Consider the following 17,354-nt stretch of genomic DNA (forward strand, 5'->3'; position numbering starts at 1 on the left):
GACTTGATGCAATAAACGCTAGAAAACGGGCATTGTCAATCGGTTCTTGACCGGCTGAAAGGGGCGGCTAGTATTTTGATTAGATAGCGTTTTTTATCGATGCTGTTCTCTCGTTGGCGGAGTTTTATTCTCTTTTTGCTAACCAGATCGTATGTCCTGAACATTGCGGGTCTTCTATGACCATATCGATAATTTCAAAGCCATTCTCATTCAGCAGCGTGCGGTATTCCTCCGGTGCAAGACTGGCATGGAACAGCGGCTCACCTGCAAACTGCCCGATGGCTATGCCATTACTGGGGCCGCTGGTAAAGATCAGGGCGCTACCTGGATGGCTGTGCTGTGCAAATAGCGGGAACATCTTCTGTTGGTCCTGTTGGGGTAAATGGAAGAAACTGTCCCACGCAATCAGGCCATCAAAGGTATCGCCCAGCGCTAACTCGCGCATATCCTGCTTTAACCAACGCTGTTCGGGAAAACGCCTGCGAGCGCGATCCAGCATCGCAGGGGCTCCATCAATGCCGGTGAGTTGAAAACCCTGTTGAATGAAATACTCGGCAATCGGCTGAGCATTACCGCAACCGATATCGAGAACGTGCCCCTTCTTGCCGATCGTACCGATGAACTTATCCAGCCAACTTTTTTCAAACAACGCGCGTGAACGTTGGCAGGCAAAAGCATCAGCATGGCGTTGGTAGAGGGAAAGAATGTTTCTTGCTGCAGAATTGTTCACTGTTCTGTTGCCATTTATCCGGTTTCTATTGAGGAATAAATAGGTTAAGTCAAAAGTATAAGGCCTGAGTCTGTTTGGTCGCCCTTTAAAGCGACCAAACCCCGTCGCCTTGTTTAATCGTTCATCCTAATCAGAGGGAGATCGTCCCAAATCAATGGATCCTGCTCTGTGCCCCCGGAAAAACTCCAGAGAGCGGGCTCTCTCTGCAGTGGGCGATAGGTACTTGAAAGGCCATCAAGATCCCAGGTTGTGACATAGAATTGGATGCCGTTCAAGCTCATTGGCTCCCCAAGGGCTGCACTTGCAAAATCGAAGTTAATTGTTCGGCTAGCTTTGTCCACCGTGATTGTTGGGGCCGGAGTGATAGACTCTCCAAGTTGATCTGAAGTGGCACCTTGGCTGCTGTAAAGACTGTTTTGCCATCCAAACGCCAGCACCTGCCGATGCCATGTCTGGCCACCTGGCATAGTCGCGTTAAGCTTAGGCAGCATACTTAGCCCCCCCTCTTGGCCGGGCAGATGGATAAAGATGCTGAAGCCCACATGATCGAACCCCAAGGTGGGTAACCAGGTGTCTGAGACGCTGGCCATTTGTAAGCTCAGGCGCACGTTACTGCCAATCTGGAATACCTTGGCCTGCTCTATTGCCAATTGCGGGTTTGATTTATCGTAGCTGGCATCTTCTGGCAAGTGGTAGTTGCCCATCGGGCCACCCGTGCCATTTCCAGCATCGCCGCTGTCATCAAGCGTGATGCTTGGTAAATCGGGGAAACTGACACGGCTCTGGAAGTGCACATCCGCAGTTGAACTGCCGCTGGCCTCCTCGTAGAGCGCCAGGCGGTGGGATTGCAAACCTACCTGGAAATGACGCAAGTTGAGCAGCCCCTGCCAGTTGCCGTTTTCATCCACGGTAATCCTGTCAGCCGTTCCCAAGCGGCCATCAATGACCAATCTTATCTGGCTGCCCGGCGTTCCCGTCCCGGTGAGTGGGAAATTTTTATCCAGGATCTTGCCTTGCAGATCCGTCAACAGTGCCATTGTGTGATCCTGTTGGGGAAGTTGCCCACCGCCCTCTGCGATCACCATCATTGCCGACTTGGGTTGCAGGGCAAGCGTCAGGGTACCGTCCTCTGCGGTCACTATCTCCTGACTCTCGGCCATATTGAGAGTATTTAGGATCCGCAGGCGAGTATTCCCACCTAATCCTGTTTCCATGCGGTTTAGCAGTATTGTCTCCTGTGCGGTGTTGAGGATCACTAAAAGGTCATCACCATCAATGTGACGGCGATAGGCAAAAACACCGGCCCCGTTTTTTTCTTCAGCCAGAATGGTTAAATTGCCCCGTGACAACACCTTGTGCTGATGACGCAGAGTGGTCAACTTTTGAATGAAGTGATACATCTCTGAGTCGCTATCAAAAGAATCAATCTGTTGGCCATCTTCCCGGTAGCCATGCCCGAACATGGCATCACGATGGCCGGTAAAAGCCTGCTCTGTGCCTTGGTAGAGAACAGGTATTCCCGGCAGCGTCAGCATGGTGAACAGGGCCTGCTTGAGATCGCTCAGATTCGCCTGAGCGAGGAAACGTGCCATGTCATGGTTCTCGATGAAGTTACCCAGCCGATAGGGATCGGGATACATTTCCATCATTTTGCGCAGTCTAAAGCCCAACTCCGCGGTTGGACGCCCGCCCCCGAACACCTGTGACATGGTCGCTTGAAGAGGGAAATTAAGCATTGACTCGAGTTCGGGCTTTTCCTTGGTACCCAGATAAGCGATGAGTTTCTCCTCACCTTCTGTGTTGTAGGGGGTGGAAGCTTCAAAGATTTCGCCAAGGCTTAAAAAGTCGTTGCGCCCAGTTTCCTTGGCTTTATCCAGGATGCCATTCTGGCCATGGAAGAAGTCGTGGTAAAAATCATGCTCGACAAATTTGACGGTATCAACCCGGAACGCATCCACGCCGACCTGTTCAATCCAGTAACGGTAGCTTTGTTTGAGGTAATCGCGTACTGCCGGGGTGGCGGTATTAAGATCGTCAAGATCGGACAACTGATAGGTTAGCTGCTGGTTCAGATCGTTGTGGTCGGCTATCTGGGGCGTCCAGTGGTAAATGGCCGCCTGCTGTGACTCTGGACTGTTGCACTGGTTGAGGTTCAGAGGGGAGGGCAGGCTCTGACCCGCCGCCAAGGAATTTGGGATCAGTTCAAAGCCATGACAAGGTTGGGCCGGGTCATAGGTACCCGAGTAGGTAAAGTAGTTACCCACATGGTTCACGACGATATCCTGGATCAAATACATGCCACGTTGGTGTAGCTCAGTGGCTAGCGCTTGATATTGTTTAAGATCGCCAAAATGTTCGTCGATCTTTTGCATATCACGAGCCCAATAACCGTGGTAGCCACCATAATTTTGGGCAGGATCCCACCATTGGTTAGCTACGGGCGGTGTCATCCAGACAGTGGTCGCACCAAGCCCGGCTATGTAATCCAGTTTCTGCTGTACGCCTGCGATATCACCACCGCTAAACTTCTTGTCACTGGTGGGGTCGTACTCTCCTGTCCCCTGATCGTTATTGGAGCTATCTCCATCGTTGAAGCGATCAATCATCAGGAAATAGATGATCTGATCGCGCCAATCAGGCGAGGCGACATGGCGGTAGGAAGAGGATTGCTCACCGTGGTCATTACTATCGAAGCAACCGGCTATGACGAATGACACCGCCGTAGCCAGTAAGCCCAAACGCGCCTTTCTTACTATGTTCATGTATTTTCCCAGTTCTCTATGAATAACTATCAAGCATTCTTGCGAGAGATCAGGGAAATTAAATTAGCATTTTACGCCATAATAGTGATATATGATGCCAGCCTGCGACTCTGTGATAACCTTCACGTTATGCGTGTGGCTGACGCATAAAAATCATCAGGCAATAACGTGCACAAAAACCTCTTTCCCTAGGGCGTTACCTCTCCATTGTCGCCATATAAACATCGGCAAAACGCTCTGACCACGATATTTCATCATGTAATGCTCCGCTGATTAACGGGCAGGAAACATCAGAATGTCCTGCCTTTTTCAGGCTGCTGCACATGGCTTGCATACCTTCAATCAGCATTTCTGGTTCTGGTGCATAAGCTAAACGCTCTTGAGTTCCCATATCCATATAAATCCGGGTCGGATAGTTAATGGGATCAGAGTTCTGCTCGATATAAGTGCGTAATTCATAGCCGTGCATAGGATCGTCTTGTGCGACAACCGAAAAAGCCATGAGTTTAGAAAAGCGCTCTTTCAGGCGAGTGCCTACGTACAGGGTCATATATCCTCCCATAGAACTACCTGCCAAAGCGGTAGTTTCCCGGCTGATATTCACCCGATAATTATTCTCTATATAGGGCATGACGACACCAGCAATAAAATCACTGGTCTCTTCGCCAAGAGGATCGATATGCCCCGTACCAGGAAGATCCCATTCCCAGGCCGTATATTCACGATAGCGTGCTTTTTTATATTCCCTATTAACTTCAGGGTTCAGTTCGGTGTCATCATTTTTATTCGGAGAATCTATGCCGACCACAATGGCCCCTTTGGTTTTTCCTTCACTGACGAGCTTTTCAAGCGTTTCGTCAATCTGCCACTCCATGCCATATCCGGCGGTAATTTCATCAAAAAGATTCTGCCCATCAAACATATAGAGCACAGGGTAAGACTCATTATTCTGATCATAACCTGCAGGAAGATAGATTCTGACGGTACGTTGCGCTGTAGTGAGTTGCGGGGTGCTAAACACCTGAGTTTCAACCTTACCTACCAATGTTGAGGGTTTTTCTTTTACTCCACCTTCTAGGTCTTTCCATTTTTTTATCGAGAAATGCAGAGTATTATTTTTACCATCAAAAATAACGCGGCGATTATGAATGGCGTATCCATTTTCATCCAGTTCTTCTGAATCCCAACTACCACGCGTAAACTTGAATTGGTGTACGTCGCCAATTTTGTTAAATGGCACGTCAATTTTATATTGGCACTGTTCGCCGCCTGGTTGTAAAGGGAGCGGCGGTTTTTTTTCAAGATCGCTGAGATCATTGCCCCCGTTCCAGCCATTCATGGTTCCTGCCAGATAGATACTTTCTCCTTCTGCAGTGCCGGCCGGTATATTATCCACGCAAAACGTCACTGTATTAGGGGGGGCGACAGATGCTGGTAAATGCTCACTTTTATTATCACAGGCGGTTATTATAAAAGGTGCTAAAAGTAAGGCATAACTGTACTTTGAAATGTTTATATTCATCCGCTCTCTCTTTACTTTCTTCTGACAGTAATATTCATAGGCTCTAATATCGCGAGTTGCAGACAGAGTATAGGCAGCTCGAATATAATAGTGCACTTATACCCTTCATACTTCAAGTTGCTTGGGTGTTGGCTGCCTTCACTCACCCTAGTCACTTACTTGAGTAAGCTCCTAGGGATTCATTCAGTTGCCGCCTACAAGCAACTCGAATTATTTTGGCTATATGTGTTATTGGCTTAGCTCAGCACTATATATTAATCGCGGTAGAAAAGAATGTGACTAGCATGCAACGCCAAAAAAATAGCATTTCATGCCAGTTTGCTGGAGTGTGACCTCTCTCAACTTATAAACACTGTGGGGAATATCCAACGCCATTGTTATCGAGTATCAGTTTAGCCCCGCCAACCTGGTGGAAATGGAATATCAGAGGCAGGTGGGTGTCTGGATAATCTATTATCCCCTGCCATTCCCAAGCCCCGGAGTGTTGACGGCCATGCAGTGGCTGAGGAGGGGCATTGTCGTGGCAAACCACATTAACGCGGGACCACTCATCGCGGCTGAAGAGACGAACCAGTACGGAGTTTTTCCCTTCAGCGCCCACGACCCTGATCAACTGATGGCAAACTGCGGGTTGCGAGCCTAACAGCACAGGACCATCGAGACAGTAATCATGGCCCCGGTCGTTATCAATATGGGTCTTTCCGCCGACTTGATATTTAATATGAAAGCGAAATGGCGCATGTACAGGCAGATTTGAGGTTGACCATAACTCAAGCTCCTTACTTAATGCACGTTCAAAGGTGGCGCTATAAGGTCGCCATAGCCCATCCTTATCTTCACCCACGACGGTAACGGACTTGACGAACGACAGGTTGCGCAAGGCAATCCAGATTCTGGCTCCATCACAGTGATACGGTGCCTTACGCCCTTCCTGACGGATCGCATAGTAGAGACTGACTGCGGGCAACTCATCATCATGGCGGAATGTAGGCTCATAGTATTGCTGGCGATATTGTCCGGGGGACATGGAAAACCATTTGCGAAATGCTCGTTGAAAGCTCGGTGTATCTCTGTAACCTAATTGCTGCCCTACCTGCTGGGTGGTGAAGTGTTTAACAGAAAGTAAGCTAATTGCATTATTGCGACGGACTTCCTCCAACAGTTGGTTATAGCTGGTCCCCAGCGTTCGAAACTTGCGCTGGAGCGTGCGTGGCGGCGTACTGTGCAAGGCGGCCAATTCACTCAATTGAGGGGGCGTCGGCAAGGCTTGCGTGAGCTGTTGCTTGACTTGCTCCAGCAGCCCTTGCGGTTGAGATCCCTGCTGGGACAGGTGATGCAGGAGCTTGCTCAGTATGTCGTTAAGGTGGGATTGCGGGTTTTGTTGCTGTTTAGTGCCCACATGGAGGGTGGGGTGGATGGCATAATGAGATGGAAGCAGCCTGAAGTGCAGTGGTATCGTTGTTTTTTGGGACTGAGGCCAGGCCAATCTCCATTCCAGAGAAGGATAGATACGGCTCAGGCTCAAATACCAGATTTGTAGTAGCCACCAGAGCGGTGTCAAGTTAGCTGACTGGCTAAGGGCCTTGAAGGTGATACTGAAACTGAGCCCCGACTCCTGCCACACGGGATACCACCCCAGATTGAGAAGGCGTAGGCTTTCACACCACTTCTGCAAGGAGATATTATTGTTCTTCGATGATGCAGCCGCGCTTTCTACCAGACGCAGCAGATCTTCACAACGCCACATCGAATCCCCGAGTTTGAGTACTTCCTGCCCGGTTGCGTTGGTCAATTGTTGTAAAAGCCAGTGCCACGCGACTTCGAATTCATCCATGAGGTTTTGCCTGAATGTTTAGAGTAAATGTGTCGGGTGCAGGCTTATTATTTTTCAGGAGATCGGCATGTGATAGCGGATGTTGGTGCCCCCGACTGGAATCGAACCAGTAACTAGCCCTTAGGAGGGGCTTGTTATATCCGTTTAACTACGGGGACCTTGCGGCAAGGGCTTTAGCCTTATCGCCGGGCATTATACCTTTTTTTTCCCGCAGAATAAGCGCTTAGCGGTGCGTTTGCTTATTCCCTCACCAAAATGCGCTGAATTTCGTCTGTTGCACGGTGTTATGTCACAATTTTTGCCGTTTACCCGCTTTTCCCGTGTTTCAGGTGCCTGGCTCTTCAGTGCCGATTTTCTTGACCAGCACCTTCTGCACCGCTCACTTTTACCGTTCAGAAAAACAGTCAAACCGTCACGCTGCCCACTTTTCCTACGCAATCTTGATCTGGTACGTAATATTACCCCTAATGGAGTAGATTCGTCGCCGGGTGCGGGCTTCGAGCCCCATGCCGCTTATGTTATGATTCGGTATCCCAAGGAAAAATACGAGCCCCCCATGCTGGAAGCCAAAGACCTGAGTTGTATCCGCGACGAACGCTCTCTGTTTAGCGGGTTGAGTTTTTCGGTGAGCCCAGGCGACATTGTGCAGGTTGAAGGGGCGAACGGCGCGGGTAAAACCAGCCTGTTGCGTATTCTGGCGGGTTTGGCGCGGCCGGAGGGGGGCGAAGTGCTGTGGCACGGCAAAAATACCTTACGCCACCGCGAGCAGTATCATCAGGATTTGCTGTTTCTCGGCCATCAGCCGGGGATTAAATCAATGCTGACCCCGTTTGAAAACCTGCAGTTTTATCAGGCCGTGCGCCAGGCAGTCGATCGCCAGGCCATTTGGCAGGCGCTGGAACAGGTCGGGTTAGTGGGCTATGAAGACTTGCCGGTAGCACAGCTTTCTGCTGGCCAACAGCGGCGCGTGGCGCTGGCACGCTTATGGCTCAGCAACAGCCCGCTGTGGATCCTGGATGAGCCGCTGACGGCGATAGATAAGCAGGGCGTAGTTGAGCTGACAGCGCTGTTTGAACAGCATGCACAAAGCGGTGGATTGGTATTGCTTACCACGCATCAGGATTTAACGGGGACCCAACGGGCGGTAGGGAAGATCCGCCTGGCAGCTAATAGCGCGGAGGCCGCCTGATGTTTTTCATCTTACTGCGCCGGGAACTGAAGATCGCCTTCCGTAAAGGCTCTGAGATCGTTAACCCGCTGTGGTTCTTCCTAATCGTCATCACGCTATTCCCGTTGGGCATTGGGCCTGAGCCGCAATTACTGGCGCGTATTGCGCCGGGCATTATCTGGGTCGCGGCGCTGCTGGCCTCGCTGCTGGCGCTGGAACGCCTGTTCCGTGACGATTTTCTCGATGGTTCGCTGGAGCAGTTGCTGCTGCTGCCAACGCCGCTACCGCTGACGGTATTAGGCAAAGTCTGTGCACACTGGATCGTTACCGGGCTGCCGCTGTTGATCCTGTCGCCGCTGGCGGCACTGCTGCTGTCGCTGGATGCCCCCACCTGGACGGCGATGGCATTGACCCTGCTGCTGGGAACGCCGACGCTGAGCCTGATTGGTGCTATTGGTGTGGCACTGACCGTCGGGCTGCGCAAAGGCGGCGTGTTGCTGAGTTTGCTGGTGCTGCCACTGTATATCCCGGTGCTGATCTTCGCTACGGCGGCCATCGATGCGGCGTCGATGGGCATGCCGATCGACGGTTATCTGGCGATCCTGGGTGCCATGCTGGCGGGCAGCGTAACGCTGGCCCCTTTTGCTACCGCGGCGGCGCTGCGGGTGAGCGTGCATTAGCGCGGTATCCGCGCAAAGAATTTGTGCCATTTCTCAGGGAGTGGCCACCGAATGAACCTTTGACCTTGAGCGATAACGACAATGTGGAAATGGTTACATCAATTTGCTCGGCCTGAACGGCTGTACCATGTTTGTGGCCGCTGGGTTCCCTGGCTGGGGATTGCCGGTGCGGCTTGCCTGCTGATTGGCTGGGTGTGGGGCTTTGGCTTCGCGCCGAAAGATTATCAACAAGGTGACAGCTTCCGCATCATGTATATCCATGTGCCGGCGGCGATGTGGTCGATGGGGATCTATGCCTCAATGGCGATCGCCGCCTTTATCGGTTTGGTCTGGCAGATGAAAATGTCAGACACCGTGGCGGCGGCCATGGCACCGGTTGGGGCGGTATTCACCTTTATTGCGCTGGTCACCGGCTCCGCCTGGGGTAAACCCATGTGGGGCACCTGGTGGGTATGGGATGCGCGCTTAACTTCTGAACTGGTGCTGCTGTTCCTCTATATGGGCATCATTGCGCTGTATAACGCCTTTGACGATCGCCGCCTGGCCGGGCGAGCTGCCGGGATCCTGGTGCTGGTGGGCGTGGTTAACATCCCGATCATCCATTTCTCTGTTGAATGGTGGAACACCCTGCATCAGGGTTCAACCAATATGCAGCAGAGTATCGCGCCCAGCATGCGTACGCCGCTGCGTTGGGCGATCCTCGGCTATCTGCTGTTCTTTATCACGCTGACGTTAATGCGCTTGCGCAACCTGATCCTGCGCCAGGAGAGTCAGCGCCCGTGGGTGGCCGAACTGGTTAATAAGGAGCGCCAATCATGAATGCCGCTTTCGATTCCTGGCAGGCCTTTTTTGCCATGGGAGGGTACGCTTTTTACGTCTGGCTGGCAGTGGCTGCTACGCTGCTTCCGCTGTTGGGGCTGGTGCTGCACACCTTCTGGCAACGTAAACAACTGCTGAATGAAGTTGGCCGCCGTCAGGCGCGCGAGCGGCGCATTCGCCAGTCAAAACAGCCAACCGCCGCGCAACCTGCAGAACAACGGGGGAAATGATTGTGAATCCACGTCGTAAAAGCCGCCTTTATCTGGCCATTGTGGTGCTGATCGGTGTCGTGCTGACCTCCACGCTGGTGCTGTATGCGCTGCGCTCCAATATCGATCTGTTCTATACCCCCGGCGAAATTCTGCTAGGGAAAGGTGAGAAACATGAAAAGCCTGAAGTTGGGCAACGTTTACGCATTGGCGGCATGGTGATGCCGGGCTCGGTAAAGCGCGATCCGCAAAGCCTGCAGGTGAGTTTCAAAGTGTATGATGCCCGTGGGGCGATCGACGTTACTTATGACGGCATTCTGCCGGATCTGTTCCGTGAAGGGCAGGGCGTTGTGGCGCAGGGCGTGCTGGGTGAAGGCAATGTGGTCAATGCCCGTGAGGTGCTGGCCAAGCACGATGAAAAATATACGCCGCCGGAAGTGGCCGATGCGATGAAAGACAATCACCAACGCCCGGCTGAAGCCTATGTCACTCCGCAGGCGGGGAGCAGCAAGTCATGATGCCTGAAGTCGGGAGTTTTCTGCTGTGTCTGGCGCTGGCGATTTCGCTGTTGCTGAGTATCTACCCGCAATGGGGGGCGGCGCGCCTGGATCAGCGTATGATGGCCGCCGCCCGCCCGTTGACCTATGGCATGTTCGCCGCTATTGCGCTGGCGTTTTTCTGCCTGGTGCACGCGTTTGTCATCAATGATTTCACCGTGGCCTACGTGGCCGCCAACTCCAATACGCAACTGCCGGTGTATTACCGTATTGCCGCCACCTGGGGAGCGCATGAAGGCTCGTTGCTGCTGTGGGTGCTGTTACTGAGCTGCTGGTCGCTGGCGGTGGCCCTGTTCAGCCGCGCTATGCCGCAGGATGCGGTGGCGCGCGTATTGTCAGTTATGGGGATGATTACCGCCGGTTTCCTGCTGTTCATCATCATGACCTCCAACCCGTTTAGCCGCACTTTGCCGAGCTTCCCGATCGACGGCAGCGATCTCAACCCGCTGTTGCAGGATATCGGCCTGATCTTCCACCCGCCGCTGTTGTACATGGGGTATGTCGGTTTCTCGGTGGCTTTTGCCTTTGCCATTGCCTCGTTGATGGCCGGGCGGCTCGATACCGCCTGGGCGCGCTGGTCACGCCCCTGGACTATGGCGGCCTGGGTGTTCCTGACCCTGGGGATCGTGCTGGGGTCGGCCTGGGCTTACTACGAGCTGGGCTGGGGCGGTTGGTGGTTCTGGGATCCGGTAGAAAACGCATCCTTTATGCCGTGGCTGGCAGGAACGGCCTTGATCCACTCATTAGCCGTAACCGAGAAACGCGGCACCTTCAAGGCCTGGACGGTATTGCTGGCGATTACCGCCTTCTCGCTGTGTCTGTTGGGCACCTTCCTGGTGCGCTCCGGCGTGCTGGTTTCCGTTCACTCGTTTGCCTCCGATCCGGCGCGTGGCATGTTTATCCTCGCCTATCTGGTGCTGGTCATCGGCGGTTCACTGCTGCTGTATGCGGTGAAGGGGGGGCAGGTGCGCAGCCGGGTGCAACATGAAACCTTCTCGCGGGAGACCTTCCTGCTGGGCAATAACCTGCTGCTGATCGCTGCCATGCTGGTGGTGCTGCTGGGTACGCTGCTGCCGCTGGTGCATAAACAACTCGGGTTGGGCAGTATTTCCATCGGTGAACCTTTCTTCAACACTATGTTCACCTGGCTGATGGCGCCGTTAGCGCTGCTGTTGGGGATTGGGCCGCTGGTACGCTGGCGCCGTGATGAACCCAGCAAGCTGTGGCGCCGCCTGGGTGTCGCATTGGTGGTAACGTTGCTGCTGTCGATTCTGCTGCCGTGGCTGTTGCAAGACAGCATCGCGGGTATGACGGTCGTCGGGCTGCTGATGGCCGTATGGGTGATCGTGCTGACGCTGATGGAGCTGCACGAACGTGCGACTCATCGCCACGGTTTTTGGCGAGGGTTGACGCAGCTTTCCCGCAGCCACTGGGGCATGGTGCTGGGCCATCTTGGGGTGGCGGTGACGGTCATTGGCATCGCTTTCAGCCAGAACTACAGTGTGGAGCGCGATGTACGCATGAAGGCCGGTGATAGTGTGGAAATCCACGATTATCGCTTCACCTTCCGTGATGTGCACGACATCCGTGGTTCTAACTATACCGGTGGCGTTGGCATCATCGACGTGACGCGTAATGGGAAACCAGAGGCCACATTGCATGCAGAAAAACGCTACTACAGCGTGGCGCGCAGCATGATGACCGAAGCGGCCATTGACGGCGGCCTCACGCGCGATCTGTATGCGGCATTGGGTGAGGAACTGGACGATGGTTCATGGGCGGTGCGCCTGTACTACAAACCTTTTGTCCGCTGGATCTGGTTCGGCGGCGTGTTTATGGCGCTTGGTGGCGTATTGTGTATTCTCGATCCGCGCTACCGCATGAGCAAAAAACTCAAACGTGCAACCACATCGGGGGAACAGGCATGAACCGTAAATTATTGTTTATTCCGTTAATCCTGTTCCTGCTGCTGGTAGTGGCACTGCTGGTGCAACTGACGCGCAACGCCGGTGGTGAAGACCCGACCATGCTGGAATCTGCGCTGATCGGCAAACCGGTGCCCACCTTTAAGCTGGAGTCGCTGGAACAACCCGGTAAAACGTTCGATCAGGCGGTGCTGCGTAACGGTAAACCGATGCTGCTCAACGTCTGGGCGACCTGGTGCCCCACCTGCCGTGCTGAGCATCAATACCTCAACACACTGGCAGCGCAAGGGGTTCGCGTCGTTGGGCTGAACTACAAAGACGATCGGGCTAAAGCGATTACCTGGCTGAATCAGTTGGGTAATCCTTACGCGCTTAGCCTGTTCGACGGTGATGGCATGCTGGGGCTGGATCTCGGCGTTTATGGCGCACCGGAAACTTTCCTGATCGACGGTGACGGCATTATCCGCTATCGCCACGCAGGCGATATGAACGAGCGCGTCTGGCAGCAGGAAGTCTTACCGCTGTACCGCAAGTACGGGGGAGATGCATGAGGCTGATGACTCTGATGCTGGCCGCCTTGCTGAGTTGGAGCGCAGCGGCGGCGATCGACACCTACCGATTCAACTCGGTGGAGCAGGAACAGCAATACCGCGAACTGACCGAGCAGTTACGCTGCCCAAAATGCCAGAACAACAGCATTGCCGACTCCAACGCGATCATCGCGGCGGACATGCGCACCAAGGTGTACGAATTGATGATGCAAGGGCAGAGCAAGCAGCAGGTGGTGGACTATATGGTGGCGCGCTACGGCAACTTCGTCACTTATGAACCGCCGGTCACTCCCGCGACGCTGATCCTGTGGGTTGGGCCGTTGCTGTTTGTGTTGATCGGGGGGGCGGTAGTGATATTGCGTACCCGTCATCGCCGGGTGGATACCGGTCATGAAGACTTCTCCGAACAAGAGCAGCAGCGGCTCGCTGCGTTGCTGAAAGAGACTGACAGGAAGAAACCCTAATGGCTTTTTGGCTGATGGTTATTGTGCTGCTGGCAGGAGCGGCCGCTTTGCTGGTGATCCCTGCATTACGTCAGAGCAAAGAGAATACGGCGGCCAGCCGTGATGCGCTGAACAAGGCATTTTATCAGGATCGCCTTGGTGAGTTGGAGCAGGATGAACAGCAGGGCGTGGTGGCAGAACGTCCTGAAATGATCCGGGAACTGCAACAGAACCTGTTGAATGATATTCCAGGGCAGCAGGAAGATCGCGTGCGGCCTATCAACCGCTGGGCATTAGTGCCCGGTGTGCTGGTGCTGGCCGTGGTGGCGGTTGGGCTTTATCTGAAAACCGGTGGGTTGGCTCAGGTTCGGGCCTGGCATCAGGTAGAATCCCAACTGCCTGAACTGCGCAAACGCGTGGCGGATGAGCGCGCGCAGCCGCTAACCCAGGAAGAGATTGCCCGCCTTGGGCTGGGGTTACGCACTGCGTTGCAGGACGATGATAGAAACATCAACGACTGGATGCTGCTGGGCCGTGTTGGGATGGCGCTTAATAACGCCACCACCGCGACGCAGGCTTTCGCCCATGCCTATCGCCTGGATCCGAATAATATGGACGTGCGCCTGGGGTATGCCGAAGTGTTGACGCGCTCCAACGATCCGCAAGATAATCAGCAAGCTACCGATATGCTGCGTAAGATGGCGGCAGAAGATCATACCAATCTTCGCGTGTTTAGCCTGTTGGCGTTCAACGCGTTTGAACAAGGGGATTTTCAGCAGGCGATCAATGCCTGGCAGGTGATGCTGAAGTTATTACCGGCTGACGATCCGCGTATTGACGTGATCAAGCGCAGTATTGAACAAGCAAAAGTACAGGCAGGAGAAGAAACTGTTAAACTTGTGGTTAATGTCACACTGTCGCCAGAAGCGGCAAAAGCATTACCGCAACAAGGAACGCTGATCGTCTCGGTGACCGATGGTGTTAGCCCGGTACCGGTCGCCGTGAAGCAATTGCCCCTGAGCCGTTTCCCGCTGTCATTTTCATTGGATGACAGCAGCGCCATGATGCCGGAGCGCCTGCTTTCGGCGCAGCAACAGGTGAAGGTTCGCGTGCGGCTTTCATTGGATGGTTTGGTGACTCCACAGCCGGGTGACTGGTTTGGTGAAAGCGCGTTACAGAAATTCAGCGGCAAAGAGCAGGTCAGCGTCCAGATAGACAAGCAGGTTCCCTGATAAAAACTGAATGGGTTTCATGGAGAAGAATATGAACTTTCGCCTGACTGGGCTGGCTTTCGCAACGGTACTTTTGGTGGGCTGCGCCAGCGCACCTGGCAATGAACCGCAAGGGCGTTCTGATCCCCTTGAAGGGTTCAACCGGGCGATGTTTAACTTTAACTACAACGTGATGGATCCTTATGTGGTGCGCCCAGTCGCGGTTGTGTGGCGTGACTACGTGCCGATGCCAGCACGTAATGGTTTAAGCAACTTTACTTCCAACCTGGAAGAGCCCGCCAGCATGGTGAACGAATTTCTGCGCGGTAACCCATATCAAGGCATGATCCATTTCAACCGCTTCTTCCTGAATACCCTGCTGGGGATGGGCGGGTTGATCGATGTGGCTGGCATGGCTAACCCGAAACTGGCGCGCGTAGATGCTCGTCGTTTTGGCGGTACGCTGGGTAATTACGGTGTGGGTTACGGCCCTTATGTTCATCTGCCGGTTTATGGCAGCTTTACTATTCGTGAAGACGGTGGTGACTGGGCAGATAGCGTTTATCCAATGTTAAGCTATCTGACCTTCTGGATGTCGGCAGGTAAGTGGGCGGTGGAAGGGGTGGAAACCCGTGCGCGGTTGCTGGATTCCGATGGCCTGCTGCGAAACTCTTCCGATCCTTACGTGTTGACGCGCGAAGCCTACTTCCAGCGCCATGATTTCAAGGCCAGCGGCGGCGTGCTCAAACCGCAGGAAAACCCCAATGCTAAGGCGATTCAGGGGGATTTAGACGAGATCGATTCATCTCACTAAGCTTCTTTTTATAGAAACCCGTTTTCTTGCGGTTTTATTCGATAAGAAAAACATAAAAAAGCGCCGTCACAGGCGTTTTTTTTGTCTATGGAAAATCCCCAGTTAGGTTGGCGGGGCAGTAAAGTTTTCAACTTTAAGTCAGCTAAAAGACCTCCTTTGATTTGTTAAAACGCCTTGCGGCCTGGCAACCGCAAAAGTTCAACAAGAAATCAAAAGGGGATCCCAATCGGAAGCGAAAAGAGCTTAGCGCATAGAGTCAGGTTCTGTTCGGACATACTGACCAGTTCGTAAATGCAAGCAATAATCATTTATGATAGCCCAATTGAGTAGACATTTATTAGCAAATAATTACAATTTGAAACCAATGTAAATTTATTGTGGGTAGACTCACTGTGTGACACGAATCCAGGGGGGCCCCTGGATTGAATGTAAATAGGGGGGAGCATGAAAAAAAATGATGTATACTTAGAAATGTTACAAGTGGCACTTCCACATATACGGTCTGTTACTACATGGCGATTAATTTATCGAATCAGAGATAAGTCTTGCTTCTATGAGTCGCAGTTGATACATGGTTTTTATATTCTGCTCACATCAGAAGAGTTTGAGGATGCTGATTTTTGGTTTTTAAATCATCATGCTCGCAGTTACTATGAAGAGTGCGATTCTAATAAAAGTATGCTTTATAACGCACAAGTGAAAAGTATAGCCAAAATTTTTTCACTTGTACCAGAGAATCTTAGATATAAACTTGAGTGGAATGGGCCTGGCATGTAAAATTAAAATAGCGAGAAACCAGGTTAAGTATAGTGGGAAATAACATATCATATGTTTTCTCGACCTTTCTAGTTTGTAATGCTTATGGCTTGGAACTGAGGTAACGTTGCGGGCTTCTCACCTTGATAACAAGGTTTGGTGATAGTTTTGATGAAGGTCCCTATGACCTTTTTATGCAACTCAATCGACAGTGAGAAGCAGGTTTTTTACGGGCCAGGCTCTTCATACAGGTTCGTAATGTCAGGTTGTTACGTTTAATACGTTGAGTAAATATTTTGTCCGTCAGATGTTTAACCTTCGGGACCTCCCGACGATAACAACTCCAGTCATCACTGGTTATCATGCCAACATTGAGCGGGGTTAGTAATGCCAGCAATTCGCGGCAAGTTTCATCCGTGCGGACCAAAAGAAATTATTATATTGATTTAGTTAATGTTGTCTATTTTAAATAACCAATAAACGGTGTTTCTGGTTCCGTTATTCCTCAAACCCCTGAATAATAGCGAAAGGAATTCATAATGCACAGTGAAAACAATGAAGTGATTAAAAGCAAATTACATGCCTATGAAATTCACATTGATGAATTCAGGTCCTCTGTGAACAAGGAGGGAGTGTGGTTATTCATAGCTACACTAGGTTGCTGGAGTGTAGATCAACGTCTTGCTTTATTTTGCGCTCTTGCAATAACATTTATCCTATTCACTTATCGTATTTATAGTAAATTAAGTGATAAACGCCCATTTTCCATAATAGAGAAAGAAATTGAAGAAAACATAAGAAAGTACTTGGACGGTGACACTCAGAAAGCACGACTTCATGACTTATCAGAAATCAAAAGAAATAAGCACTCACTGATTCATACTTTTAAATCATCCTTCATATTTTTCTTAAGCTATTCATTTCTTGCATTAACGGCTTATTACTCAGTTAAATAAAATTACATCAACAAACCCTTTAATAGCAATAAACTCAAACCATTTTTGGTATGTAACCCTACATACTTAAAATGATTTAAAAAAGAAGACAAGAAAGTAACAAAATATGAATTCATGTTATCCCCAGGGAAATGTTTCCCTGGGAAGTGGCTGGTTATTGGTTAACCTTGGGTAAAAAATCAGTGCGGGTGTGGTCCACTAAAGGTCCAATTAACTTGGACGTAAGCGTCCGGCGAACTCATATTGTTAACAAAACTCTGCTGCCACATGCTGCCTTCATTCAATACAACGAACCTGAGGCAAAATATGACAAAACAGTATTCTCACAGTGAACGGCAACAACATCTCGACGCCTGGCAACAGAGTGGATTGTCTAAAAAGCATTATTGCCGACTGCATGACCTGAACCCGGCCACC

General features: G+C 51.7%; 17 protein-coding genes, 1 tRNA gene and 1 pseudogene. 13 read left to right on the plus strand and 6 right to left on the minus strand.

The window, feature by feature from the left end; genetic code table 11:
- Positions 1-124: 124 nt before the first annotated feature.
- The 5 genes from BMI79_RS20970 to BMI79_RS20990 all read right to left on the minus strand — a co-directional run bounded on the left by BMI79_RS20970 (position 125) and on the right by BMI79_RS20990 (position 7,006).
- The gene (locus tag BMI79_RS20970) at positions 125-730 is read right to left on the minus strand and encodes a class I SAM-dependent DNA methyltransferase (protein ID WP_076944089.1); all 606 of its coding nucleotides are present in this window, start codon (positions 728-730) and stop codon (positions 125-127) included.
- Positions 731-843: 113 nt separating this feature from the next.
- Positions 844-3,492, minus strand: a complete 2,649-nt coding sequence (locus tag BMI79_RS20975; protein ID WP_076944090.1) for an alpha-amylase family glycosyl hydrolase — start codon at positions 3,490-3,492, stop codon at positions 844-846.
- Between the two features lie 196 nt (positions 3,493-3,688).
- Entirely contained in the window at positions 3,689-5,014 is a 1,326-nt protein-coding gene (locus tag BMI79_RS20980) for an alpha/beta hydrolase-fold protein (protein ID WP_083704507.1), read from the minus strand.
- 343 nt (positions 5,015-5,357) lie between these two features.
- On the minus strand, positions 5,358-6,848 hold the full coding sequence (locus BMI79_RS20985; protein WP_076944092.1) for a helix-turn-helix transcriptional regulator: 1,491 nt from the start codon (positions 6,846-6,848) through the stop codon (positions 5,358-5,360).
- 83 nt (positions 6,849-6,931) lie between these two features.
- Positions 6,932-7,006: transfer RNA gene (locus tag BMI79_RS20990), tRNA-Arg, on the minus strand.
- A 398-nt stretch (positions 7,007-7,404) separates the two neighbouring features.
- Here BMI79_RS20990 and ccmA point away from each other — a divergent pair.
- The 11 genes from ccmA to BMI79_RS21045 all read left to right on the plus strand — a co-directional run bounded on the left by ccmA (position 7,405) and on the right by BMI79_RS21045 (position 16,002).
- The gene (ccmA, locus tag BMI79_RS20995) at positions 7,405-8,037 is read left to right on the plus strand and encodes a cytochrome c biogenesis heme-transporting ATPase CcmA (RefSeq protein WP_076944093.1); all 633 of its coding nucleotides are present in this window, start codon (positions 7,405-7,407) and stop codon (positions 8,035-8,037) included.
- Positions 8,037-8,696 carry a heme exporter protein CcmB gene (gene ccmB / locus BMI79_RS21000; RefSeq protein WP_076944094.1) on the plus strand — a complete coding sequence of 220 codons (660 nt, stop codon included), beginning with the start codon at positions 8,037-8,039 and terminating at the stop codon, positions 8,694-8,696. Before ccmA ends, ccmB begins: the two co-directional genes overlap by 1 nt.
- 81 nt (positions 8,697-8,777) lie before the next feature.
- Positions 8,778-9,515, plus strand: coding sequence for a heme ABC transporter permease (locus tag BMI79_RS21005; RefSeq protein ID WP_076944095.1), 738 nt, complete (start codon positions 8,778-8,780; stop codon positions 9,513-9,515).
- A complete protein-coding gene (gene ccmD, locus BMI79_RS21010) occupies positions 9,512-9,745 on the plus strand; it encodes a heme exporter protein CcmD (RefSeq protein ID WP_076944096.1) in 234 nt (77 codons plus the stop codon). Before BMI79_RS21005 ends, ccmD begins: the two co-directional genes overlap by 4 nt.
- A gap of 2 nt (positions 9,746-9,747) precedes the next feature.
- Positions 9,748-10,242: a cytochrome c maturation protein CcmE gene (gene ccmE / locus BMI79_RS21015; RefSeq protein WP_076944113.1), complete on the plus strand. Its 495-nt coding sequence runs from the start codon at positions 9,748-9,750 to the stop codon at positions 10,240-10,242.
- Entirely contained in the window at positions 10,239-12,209 is a 1,971-nt protein-coding gene (locus tag BMI79_RS21020; protein WP_076944097.1) for a heme lyase CcmF/NrfE family subunit, read from the plus strand. The genes ccmE and BMI79_RS21020 overlap by 4 nt, the downstream gene beginning before the upstream one ends.
- On the plus strand, positions 12,206-12,757 hold the full coding sequence (locus BMI79_RS21025; RefSeq protein WP_076944098.1) for a DsbE family thiol:disulfide interchange protein: 552 nt from the start codon (positions 12,206-12,208) through the stop codon (positions 12,755-12,757). The genes BMI79_RS21020 and BMI79_RS21025 overlap by 4 nt, the downstream gene beginning before the upstream one ends.
- Entirely contained in the window at positions 12,754-13,221 is a 468-nt protein-coding gene (locus tag BMI79_RS21030; RefSeq protein WP_076944099.1) for a cytochrome c-type biogenesis protein, read from the plus strand. The genes BMI79_RS21025 and BMI79_RS21030 overlap by 4 nt, the downstream gene beginning before the upstream one ends.
- Positions 13,221-14,432, plus strand: coding sequence for a c-type cytochrome biogenesis protein CcmI (gene ccmI, locus BMI79_RS21035; RefSeq protein WP_076944100.1), 1,212 nt, complete (start codon positions 13,221-13,223; stop codon positions 14,430-14,432). Before BMI79_RS21030 ends, ccmI begins: the two co-directional genes overlap by 1 nt.
- Before the next feature lie 31 nt (positions 14,433-14,463).
- Complete coding sequence (gene mlaA, locus BMI79_RS21040; RefSeq protein ID WP_076944101.1) at positions 14,464-15,225, plus strand: phospholipid-binding lipoprotein MlaA; 762 nt, start codon at positions 14,464-14,466, stop codon at positions 15,223-15,225.
- 444 nt (positions 15,226-15,669) lie between these two features.
- A complete protein-coding gene (locus BMI79_RS21045; RefSeq protein ID WP_076944102.1) occupies positions 15,670-16,002 on the plus strand; it encodes a hypothetical protein in 333 nt (110 codons plus the stop codon).
- Between the two features lie 146 nt (positions 16,003-16,148).
- Here BMI79_RS21045 and BMI79_RS21050 read toward each other — a convergent pair.
- Positions 16,149-16,402: pseudogene (locus tag BMI79_RS21050) on the minus strand (IS1 family transposase); the annotation flags it as partial.
- Positions 16,403-16,520: 118 nt separating this feature from the next.
- On the opposite strand from BMI79_RS21050, the gene BMI79_RS21055 reads away from it, so the two are divergent.
- Together BMI79_RS21055 and tnpA are read left to right on the plus strand one after the other, a co-directional pair.
- Positions 16,521-16,937, plus strand: a complete 417-nt coding sequence (locus tag BMI79_RS21055; RefSeq protein WP_083704509.1) for a hypothetical protein — start codon at positions 16,521-16,523, stop codon at positions 16,935-16,937.
- A 306-nt stretch (positions 16,938-17,243) separates the two neighbouring features.
- Positions 17,244-17,354: IS66 family insertion sequence element accessory protein TnpA (gene tnpA / locus BMI79_RS24625; RefSeq protein WP_425272365.1), on the plus strand; the 111-nt coding region annotated here is incomplete at its 3' end.

Source organism: Serratia oryzae, assembly GCF_001976145.1.
Lineage (GTDB): Bacteria > Pseudomonadota > Gammaproteobacteria > Enterobacterales > Enterobacteriaceae > Chania > Chania oryzae.